The 9570-nt window shown below is 75.1% G+C and carries 5 protein-coding genes and 3 pseudogenes; 4 read left to right on the top strand and 4 right to left on the bottom strand.

Features of this window, described 5'->3' with window-relative positions:
• A partial coding sequence (locus BN2279_RS04730; RefSeq protein ID WP_159037064.1) for a GntR family transcriptional regulator occupies positions 1 to 326 on the bottom strand: 326 nt, incomplete at its 3' end.
• A 147-nt stretch (positions 327 to 473) separates the two neighbouring features.
• On the opposite strand from BN2279_RS04730, the gene BN2279_RS04725 reads away from it, so the two are divergent.
• Together BN2279_RS04725 and BN2279_RS04720 are read left to right on the top strand one after the other, a co-directional pair.
• Positions 474 to 1229: an SDR family oxidoreductase gene (locus BN2279_RS04725; protein WP_059006715.1), complete on the top strand. Its 756-nt coding sequence runs from the start codon at positions 474 to 476 to the stop codon at positions 1227 to 1229.
• Positions 1230 to 1532: 303 nt separating this feature from the next.
• Positions 1533 to 2546, top strand: coding sequence for a YncE family protein (locus BN2279_RS04720; protein WP_059006712.1), 1014 nt, complete (start codon positions 1533 to 1535; stop codon positions 2544 to 2546).
• 12 nt (positions 2547 to 2558) lie between these two features.
• On the opposite strand, the gene sigJ is transcribed toward BN2279_RS04720, so the two are convergent.
• Entirely contained in the window at positions 2559 to 3488 is a 930-nt protein-coding gene (gene sigJ, locus BN2279_RS04715; protein ID WP_079031836.1) for an RNA polymerase sigma factor SigJ, read from the bottom strand.
• A gap of 389 nt (positions 3489 to 3877) precedes the next feature.
• Here sigJ and BN2279_RS27155 point away from each other — a divergent pair.
• Both BN2279_RS27155 and BN2279_RS04705 read left to right on the top strand, forming a co-directional pair.
• Positions 3878 to 4417, top strand: a pseudogene (locus BN2279_RS27155) (N-acetyltransferase family protein); the annotation flags it as partial.
• Positions 4418 to 4590: 173 nt separating this feature from the next.
• Positions 4591 to 6276: a DUF885 domain-containing protein gene (locus tag BN2279_RS04705; protein WP_059006708.1), complete on the top strand. Its 1686-nt coding sequence runs from the start codon at positions 4591 to 4593 to the stop codon at positions 6274 to 6276.
• Positions 6277 to 6331: 55 nt separating this feature from the next.
• Here the strand turns inward: BN2279_RS04705 and BN2279_RS27150 are convergent.
• A pseudogene (locus tag BN2279_RS27150) lies at positions 6332 to 8279 on the bottom strand (AAA family ATPase); the annotation flags it as partial.
• Between the two features lie 2 nt (positions 8280 to 8281).
• Positions 8282 to 9490 (bottom strand): annotated as a pseudogene (locus tag BN2279_RS04690) (metallophosphoesterase family protein).
• Positions 9491 to 9570 lie beyond the last annotated feature (80 nt).

Raw genomic sequence — 9570 nt, 5'->3', positions numbered from 1 at the left:
GGGGTGGGGACGCAGTCGGTGGTGGTCCAGGTGTCGCCCGGGCCGCCGGGCCAGGTGTGGTGGCGGGCGCTGACGTCCACGCCGACGCGCGGCGGCGCGACGGTGGTGCCGATGCCGCGGCGGCGCTGGAGGCGGCCTTCGAGCTCCAGTTGGTCCAGGGCCTGCCGGAGGGTGGCGCGGGCGACGCCGAACCGGGCGGCCAGCTCCCGTTCGTTGGGCAGGGCCTGGCCCACGGCGAACTCGTTGTCCAGGGCCGCCGTCAGCACCGTCTTGAGGTGCCAGTGCTTGGGCTCGGGCTGCTGCCGGTCGAGTCGGGGGGTCCCCACCTGTGCCTCCACTGCCTCCCCCGGGGGCCGTCCCGTCGGCGGGCGTCCGGGCCATGGGCCATTATGAAAGGTTGTTGCGTATTGCCAGGACCCTAGGCCGGGCGAGTGGCCTGGTCAAGACCAATGGGAGGCCACTAGGGTCGCCCCGTGCGACGAAACGACGAGGTCACCGTGGTGACGGGCGGCGGGCGCGGCATCGGGGCGGCGGTCGCGGTGAGGCTGGCGGAGGCCGGGCACGACGTGGCGATCGGCTACGCGCGGGACGGCGAGGCCGCCGGGCGGGGCGCGGACCGGGTGCGGGCGGCGGGCCGGGCGGCGGTCACGGTGCGGATGGACGTCTCCGTGGAGGACGACGTGCACCGGCTGTTCGACACGGCGGCCGAGGCGCTGGGCCCGGTGACGGGGCTGGTGAACAACGCGGGGATCACCGGGCCGCTGGGCCGGTTCACCGAGACGCCGACCGACGTGATGCGGCGGGTCGTGGACGTGAACGTGATGGGGTCGCTGCTGTGCGCGCGCCGGGCGGCGCGCGACATGTCCACCCGGTACGGCGGCGCGGGCGGGGCGATCGTCAACATCTCCTCCGGCGCCTCGACGCTGGGCAGCCCCGGCGAGTACGTGCACTACGCGGCGACCAAGGCGGCGGTGGACACGCTGACGGTGGGGCTGGCCAAGGAGCTGGCGCCGGACGGGGTGCGGGTGAACTCGGTGCAGCCCGGCATGATCGTGACCGGCATGCACGCGGCGATGGGCGACGCGGAGCGCCCCTGGCGGAACCCGGACCGGGTCCCGATGCGCCGCCCGGGCGAGCCGGTGGAGGTGGCGGGCGCGGTGGCGTGGCTGCTGTCGCCGGAGGCGTCGTACACGACGGGCGCGGTGCTGCGCGTCTCGGGCGGGCTGTGACGGACCCGCGGAACGAAACCCGGGAAAATCACCCGACGAACGGCGCCGCTGTTCCGTGAGCGGAATTCGCCGCTCCGGCGCGGAAATCGGCGTCCGCCGCGAACCGGCCGGCGGGACAATGCGGGATTCCAGGCCCGTGCGCAGCCGTGACCTGGCCCATTCCGGTGACTCGAACGCGCGGGGCGGGCGGGGGAATTCCGGATTGCGTCCGGCGAAAGACATCTGTGCGCGAACGGCATTGGCCCCTTTCCGGGGCGGGATTTAGCGTGGGCGGCACAGCCTCCGCATTCCAGGAGAACTCCCTTGACCCACGACCACGACCACGCCCACGACCACGCCCCGGCCGACGAGGCCGCCCGTTTCCTGGTGACGGCCAATCAGCTCGGCCACACCGTCACCGTGCTCGACGCCGCCGACCTCACCGAGGTCGCCCGCGTCGCCACTCCCCCCGAGCCGCACATGGTCGTCTTCGACGCCCGGCGCGGCCTGCTGTACGTCGCCATCACCTACCGCGACGGCTTCTACGACGCGCACGGGGACCACGGCCACGAGATCGCCGTCATCGACACGGCGACCTGGCGAACCGTCGACGTGCTGGACCTCGCCCCGTACGCGGGCCCGCACGACCTGCACATCGACACCGGCCGCGACGCCCTGTACGTGGCGTGCGAGTCGCACGGCGGCTGTCTGCTCGTGGTCGATCTCGCGACCCGCCGGCCCGCCGGTCACATACCGACACGGGCCCCGGGGCCGCACTGGCTCGCCGTCACCCCCGACCACGCCAAGGCGTACACCGGCAACAAGGAGGCGCCGTTCCTCTCCGTCCTCGACCTGGAGACCCGGCGGATGACGGGCACCGTCGAGATGCCCACCGGCTCCGAGGACCTGGAGGTGTCCCCGGACGGCCGCTTCCTCTACGCCAACGACCGCGACCGGCCGCTGCTGCACCTCGTCGAGACCGCGACCGACCGGGAGGTGGGCACCGTCCCGCTGCCCGACAAACCGCACCGTCTCCACGTCACGCCCGCCGGGCTCGTCGCCATCACCCACTTCCACTTCCCGTGGGACTTCGACAAGCCGCACCCCGGGTCGGTGACCCTCGTGGACCCCGACGCCCGCGCCGTCGTCCACCGGATCACGGTCGGGGCCGGTCCCCTGGGCATCACCTCCGACCCCGAGGGCCGGCATCTCTACGTCGACAACGCCAACGACGGCACCATGACCGTCATCGACGCCGCGACCTGCGAGGTCACCGCCACCGTCCCCCTCGACCGCGGCGCCCACGAGGTCATCCACATCCAGCCCTCGGCACGTTGACGCCCGGCCGCGTCAACCGGCCGTGAGGTGGGCCAGCTTGTCGGGGTTGGCCACCAGGTAGACGCGCCGGACCCGGTTCCCGTCCATCTCCAGCAGGAAGACGGAGTACGGCAGCCCCCGGGAGGTGACCAGCAGACCGGGGGCACCGTTGAACTCGGCGAAGTGGAAGCCGGGTTCGTCCGGGGGGCGCTGGGCGATCCCGGCGAGGAACCGGCCGACCTTGTCGAGGCCCGCGATGACGCGCACCGGCGCCTTCGCCTTGCCGTCGCTGTCGCCGACGAGGGTGACGTCCGGGGCGAGCAGGGACACCAGCGCGTCGAGGTCGCCCCCGGAGGCGGCGGCCAGGAAACGTTCCGTGACGTCACGCCGCCGCACCGGATCGACCGGGTAGCGGGGGCGGCGTTCGCTCACGTGCCGCCGGGCGCGGGCGGCGAGCTGCCGCACGGCCGGCTCCTCCCGGCCCAGGGCGGCGGCGATCTCCGTGTACGGCAGGCCGAACGCCTCGCGCAGCACGAACACCGCGCGCTCCAGCGGGGAGAGGGACTCCATCACGACCAGCAGGGCGAACGAGACAGTCTCGGCCAGTTCGGCGCGCTCGGCCGCGTCGGGAGCGGCCCGGTCGGCGGGCAGCGGCTCGGGCAGCCAGGGCCCGAGGTAGGTCTCGCGGCGGGCGGCGAGCCGGCGCAGCCGGTCCACGGCGAGGCGGGTGACGACACGGACGAGGAACGCGTCCGGCTGCCGGACGCCGTCGCGGTCGGCGCCGGACCAGCGCAGCCACGCCTCCTGGAGGACGTCCTCCGCGTCGCTGACGCGGCCCAGCATGCGGTAGGCCACCCCGAAGAGCATCGGCCGGTGCTCCTCGAAGACCCGCAGGGCGGCGTCCGCTGCCCTTCCGTCGTGGGTGCCGCCGGGGGCGGGGTCGTGCGTCCTCACAGGACCCATCCCATCCCGGGGCCACCGGTCGTGTCCAGTCATGACCGGCCGGGAACGGGCGCCCGGCGCCGCCCGTTGAGGAGCATCGGTAAGGGGCGGCGGTGCGGGGCGCCGGTGCGATGTTCGGGATGAGTGACTAGGATGAGGCTTTCCGTGACGACCGGGCTCCGGGCGGACCGGGGCAGGGGTGGCCGACGGGAGCGGGACAACTGCTGGGGGAGGTGGTGAGATGTACGACGACTGGGCTGACGGGTCGTCAGCGCGCATCGGCGCCGGGGGCGCCGCCGGAGCGCGCCGGGGGCCCACGACGAAACGAGCGATTCGCTCCGTAAGCCTCCTTTACCCACCGGTCACAGGGCGTTCGTGATCACGCAATAACAAAGGACGACAGTGCTTCCATGGCTGACTCCGATGTGCCTCGCAGCTCGATCCGCTTCCCGCGCCGCCGCCTTCAGCGCGTCGCGAGCGGCTACCGGCTGGGGCGCCCCTGTGCGGGCGCGGCACCCGTCGCGGACGGGCGCGTGGTGATGCGCCGCCGGACGGTGACGGCGGGCGGCCACCCGATCGTGCTGCGGGCGGCCGGACCCGAGGATCTGGACGCCGCGCGGGAGATGCACCACCGGTGCTCCCCGCAGACGCTGACCCGGCGGTACCACGGCCCGCTCGGCGACGCCGACCGGTATCTGGCCCACCTGCTGACGCCCCGCTACGGGCACAGCGTCGTCGCCGAGACCGCCGCGGGCGACATCATCGGCCTGGGCCACCTGCTGTGGGACGGCGACGAGACCGAGGTCGCGCTCCTGATCGAGGACGTGTGGCAGGGGTACGGGCTCGGCACCATGCTGCTGCGGGAGCTGCTCGGGCTGGCCGTGGAGTCGCGGCGCGACGTGGTGTACGCGGTGACGCAGACCTGCAACTCCGGGATGATCGCGCTGATGCGCGGCACCGGGTTGCCGCTGGACCACCAGGTCGAGGGGGGCTCGCTGGTGCTGACGCTGCGGCTCACCGCGATGCGCTCCGGATCGGCCCGGCCGGTGCGGGCCGGGCGGGGAACGCGGGCCCGGTGCGGGCCGGTGGTGACGAACGCGGCGCGGCGTATCAGGATGGGGCCATGTCAGCAGACCCCCATACCGTGCTCCCCCGCCGACTCGCCGACGCGTATGTCGACGCGCTGGTCGCGCTCGATCCCGTCACCGGCACGTACCTCGGTGTCCCGGGCAGCGACGACCGGCTTCCCGACTTCTCCCCCGACGGCCAGGCCACCGTCGCCGGTCTGGCCCGCCAGACCCTCGGGAGGCTGTCGGAGGCGGAGTCCCTGCCCGGAGCGGACAGCGCCGCCGAGCGGCGCTGCGCCCGCCTGCTGCGGGAGCGGCTGACGGCGGAGATCGCGGTGCACGAGGCCGACGAGCCGCTGAGGGCGGTGAGCAACCTGCACTCCCCGCCGCACGCGGTGCGGGAGGTGTTCACCATCATGCCCACGGACACGGACGACGAGTGGGCGTCGATCGCGCGGCGGCTGCGGGCCGTGCCGGACGCCCTGGCGGGGTACCGGGCGTCGCTGGCGGAGGGCCTGGCCCGTTCGCTGCCCGCCGGGCCGCGCCAGGTGGCCACGGTCGTCGAGCAGTTGGGCGAGTGGATCGGCGCGGGGGACGGCGGCTGGTTCGCCGGCTTCGTGGCCCAGGGCCCGGAGGCGCGGCGGGCGGAGCTGGACGCGGCGGCCCGGGCGGCGACGGGCGCCGTCGCGGACCTGCGGGACTGGCTGCGCCGGGAGTACGCGCCGGGCATCGAGGGCGCGCCGGAGATCGTGGGCCGGGAGCGGTACGCCCGCTGGGTGCGGTACTGGAACGGCACGGATCTGGACCTGGACGAGGCGTACGCGTACGGCTGGGCCGAGTTCCACCGGCTGCGCGGGGAGATGCGGTCCGAGGCGGAGAAGATTCTGCCGGGCGCCTCGCCGTGGGAGGCGCTGCGCCATCTGGACTCCGAGGGCGAGGCGGTGGAGGGCGTCGAGGAGGTCAGGCGCTGGCTCCAGCGGCTGATGGACGAGGCGATCGAGGCGCTGGACGGCACCCACTTCGAACTCGCCGACCGCGTCAAGCGGGTGGAGTCGATGATCGCCCCGGCGGGGAGCGCGGCGGCGCCGTACTACACGGGCCCGTCGCTGGACTTCTCCCGGCCGGGACGGACCTGGCTGCCGACGATGGGCGCCACCCGGTTTCCCGTATACGATCTGGTGTCCACCTGGTACCACGAGGGCGTGCCGGGCCACCATCTGCAGCTCGCGCAGTGGGCACATGTGGCGGACGACCTGTCGCGCTACCAGACGACGGTGGGGATGGTCAGCGCCAACGCGGAGGGCTGGGCGCTATACGCGGAGCGGCTGATGGACGAGCTGGGGTTCCTGCACAACGCGGAGCGGCGGCTGGGCTATCTGGACTGCCAGATGATGCGCGCGGTGCGGGTGATCATCGACATCGGGATGCATCTGGAGCTGCCGATCCCGGCGGACTCGCCGGTCGCGCCGGGCGAGCGCTGGACGCCGGCGCTGGCGCAGGAGTTCTTCGGGCGGCACAGCAGCCGGCAGGCGGACTTCGTGGAGAGCGAGCTGGTCCGGTACCTGGGGATGCCGGGGCAGGCGATCGGCTACAAGCTCGGGGAGCGGGCGTGGCTGCGGGGCCGGGAGGCGGCGCGGCGGGCGCACGGCGCGGGCTTCGACGCGAAGAAGTGGCACATGGCGGCGCTGTCGCAGGGGTCGCTGGGTCTGGACGACCTGGAGGCGGAGCTGTCGGCGTTGTGACGGCGTGGCGCTGGGCGCGGACCGTCTCGCCGGTCCGCGCCCGGCGCGCCGTTCATCCGCCGAGCGGCGCGGTGCGGTGCCGGACGGTGGAGCCGCGGCGGGTCTTGAGGACTTCGAGCTGGACGGGGATGCGGGCGCGCAGGTCCGGCACATGGCTGACGATGGCGACGCTGCGGTCGTGCTCGCGCAGCGCGTCGAGGACGTCGAGGACCTCGTCGAGGGACTGCTCGTCGAGGCTGCCGAAGCCCTCGTCGATGAAGAGGGTGTCCAGGCGGCGCCCGCCCGCCTCCTCGGCGACGACGTCGGCCAGGCCGAGGGCCAGCGCGAGGGAGACGAAGAACGACTCGCCGCCGGAGAGGGTGGCGGTGTCGCGGGCCCGGCCGGTCCAGGCGTCCATGACGCGCAGGCCGAGGCCGGAGCGCAGCCGTCCGGGGGTGCGGGCGTCGGAGTGGACGAGGGTGTACCGGCCGGCGGACATGCGGTGCAGGCGGACGCCCGCGGCGGCGGCGACCTGTTCGAGGCGGGCGGCCAGGACGTAGGTCTCCAGGCGCATCCGGTACTCGTTGTCGGGCGAGGTGCCCGCGGCCAGGTCCGCCAGGCGCTTCACGCGGTGGCTCTCGGCGCGCAGCGGCGCGAGCGCGGCGGCGGCCACGGCGCGTTCGTCGGCGAGGGCGGCGGCCACGGCCGCCTCCTCGGCGCGCCAGGCGTCGAGGCTTTGCTGGAGCTGCCGGTGGCGGGCGCCGTCGAGGACGGCGCCGGCGGCGGCCTCGGGGGTGTCGAATCCGGCGCGGTAGGCGGCGTCGGCGGCCTTGGCGTCGGCCTGCTTGAGCCGGGTCGCGGCCTCCTCGGCGGCGCGGGCGGCGGCTGCCGCCGAGGCGAGGGCGTCGGCGAGCCGGGTCAGCCCGGCGGCGCGTTCGGCGACGGCGGCGGCGCCGTCCCTGGCCCGGTCGATCTGGTCGCGGAGCGCGGCGAGCCGGTCCTGGAGGGCGTCGCGGCGGGAGGCGCGGGCGGCGGCGCGCCGCTGGAGGTCCTGGCGGGGGGGGGGGAGGCCGGCCGGGGGGCGGGCGGGCGCGGGTGGCGTCGGGTTCGGCCGCCGCGTCGGCGAGGGCGGCGGCGCGGGCGCGGGCCTGGGCGTGGGCGCGCTGGAGGCGGGCCCGTTCGGCGGTGTCGGCCTCGTCGCGCCGGGCGCGGCGGTGGGCGTCCTCGGCGAGCGCGAGGGCGACGGCGGCGCTGTCGTGCCGTTCGCGGGCGGCGCAGCGGGCCTCAGCGGCCCAGGCCAGCAGGGCGTCGGCGTCGGCGGTCTCGCCGTCCGGGAGCGGTGGCGCGGCGGGCCCGGCGGCCTGCTGGAGGCGGTGGGCGGTGGCGCGCAGCCGCTCGTCCCCGGCGCGCAGGCGCTGGGCGGCGCGGACGCGCAGCTCGGCGAGGTGCTCCTCGGCGGCGCGGAAGCGGCGGGTGTCGAACAGTTGGCGCAGCAGCTTGCCGCGCTCCTCGGCGTCGGCCCGCAGGAAACGCGCGAAGTCGCCCTGGGGCAGCAGCACCACCTGGCAGAACTGGTCGCAGCTCATGCCCAGGAGCTGCGACAGCTCCGTCCCGATCTCCTGCTGCGAGTGGCTGAGCGCCCGCCAGGTGCCGGTGACCGGGTCGTGCTCGCGCAGCAGGGCGCGGGAGCGGTCCCGGGTGGTGCCGGTGCCGCGCCGCTTGGGGCGCTCCTGCTCGGGGCGGCGGGTGATCTCCAGGCGCCGGCCGCCGACGGTGAGGTCGAGGACGACCTCGGTGGCGGTGCCGGGCGCGGCGTGGTCGCTGCGCAGGGTCAGGGCGCCGCTCTTGCGCCGGGCGCCGGGCACCTCGCCGTAGAGGGCGAAGCAGACGGCGTCCAGCACGGACGTCTTGCCGGCGCCGGTCGGGCCGTGGAAGAGGAACAGGCCGGCGGCGGAGAGGGCGGCGAAGTCGACGTGCTGGGTGCCGCCGAACGGGCCGAAGGCGGTGAGGGTGAGGCGGTGCAGTCTCAACGGGCCGCCGCCTCCCGCTCCTCGGCGCGGGCGGCGGTCAACGCGGCGCGCAGGGCGGCGCGTTCCCGCTCGTCGGGGCCCAGGCCGCCGCGCACGTGGGCGACGAAGTCGTCGGCGATGTCCTCGTCGGAACGGCCGCGCAGCCGCCGCGCGTAGGAGTCGGCGGGGGCGCCGGGGGGCCGGTCCGGGTCGAGGACGAGGCTGAGGATGTGGGGCTGGCTCTTATACCCATCTGCCGCTGCCGACCGAGGGGCGGGGGGGGGAGGGGGGGGGGCGGGGTGTTGCATAGAAGCGGAAGTAGTGGGAGTACAGCGCAAGCAGGTGGTTGTTGTAGTGGAATGGGAAAGCCCACGGGTTAACCGCGGACCTCCACGTCGGCAGGGTCAGATGTGTATAAGGGGCCGGGGCAGGGGACAGTCGACCCGTTCGGCGTGGACGGCTCCGGCGGCGTCGAGGTCGATCAGCCACAGGGACTTGCGGTGCCCGGCCTCGGAGAAGGAGTAGGCCAGCGGCGAACCCGAGTACCGCAGGCGGTCGGTGAGGGTCTGGCAGCCGTGCAGGTGGCCGAGGGCGGCGTAGTGGACGCCGCGGAAGACGGCGGCGGGCACGGCGGAGGCGCCGCCCACGGTGATGTCCCGTTCGCTGTCGGAGGGTTGGCCGCCGGTGACGAAGGCGTGGGCGAGGACGACGGAGCGGGTGCCGGCCGGTCGGGTGGCGAGGTCGGCGCGGACGCGATCCATCGCGGCGCCGAGCACGGCGGCGTGGCCGGCGGTCTCGACGGCGAACTCGTCGCGGACGAGCGCCGGTTCGAGGTAGGGCAGGCCGTAGAACGCGACGTCGCCGTGGCGGTCGGTCAGGACGACGGGGGTGGCGCAGGCGGCCGGGTCGGTGCGCAGGTGGATGCCGGCGCGCTCGATGAGGCGGGCGCCGACGCCCAGGCGGCGCGGCGAGTCGTGGTTGCCGGAGATCATCAGGGTGGGCACGCCGAGGGCGGCGAGCCGGTGCAGGGCCTCGTCGTACAGCTCGACGGCGGACAGCGGGGGGACGGCCCGGTCGTAGATGTCGCCGGAGACGAGCACGGCGTCGACGCGCTCCTCGCGGGCGGTGGCGACGAGATGGTCGAGGAACGCGGCCTGGGCGTCGACGAGTCCGACGCGGTGGAGGGTGCGGCCCAGGTGCCAGTCCGAGGTGTGCAGGAACCTCACCGCGCCGCCGCCCGGCGTCCGGTCCGCCGCCGCTCCCGCTGTGCCATCCGCTGCCCGCTCCCCGTCCTCCGGCCGTGAGC

Source organism: Streptomyces specialis (assembly GCF_001493375.1).
Taxonomy (GTDB): domain Bacteria; phylum Actinomycetota; class Actinomycetes; order Streptomycetales; family Streptomycetaceae; genus Streptomyces; species Streptomyces specialis.
Note: the sequence above shows the minus strand (reverse complement) of the source record. Positions and strands in the feature narration are given on the sequence as shown.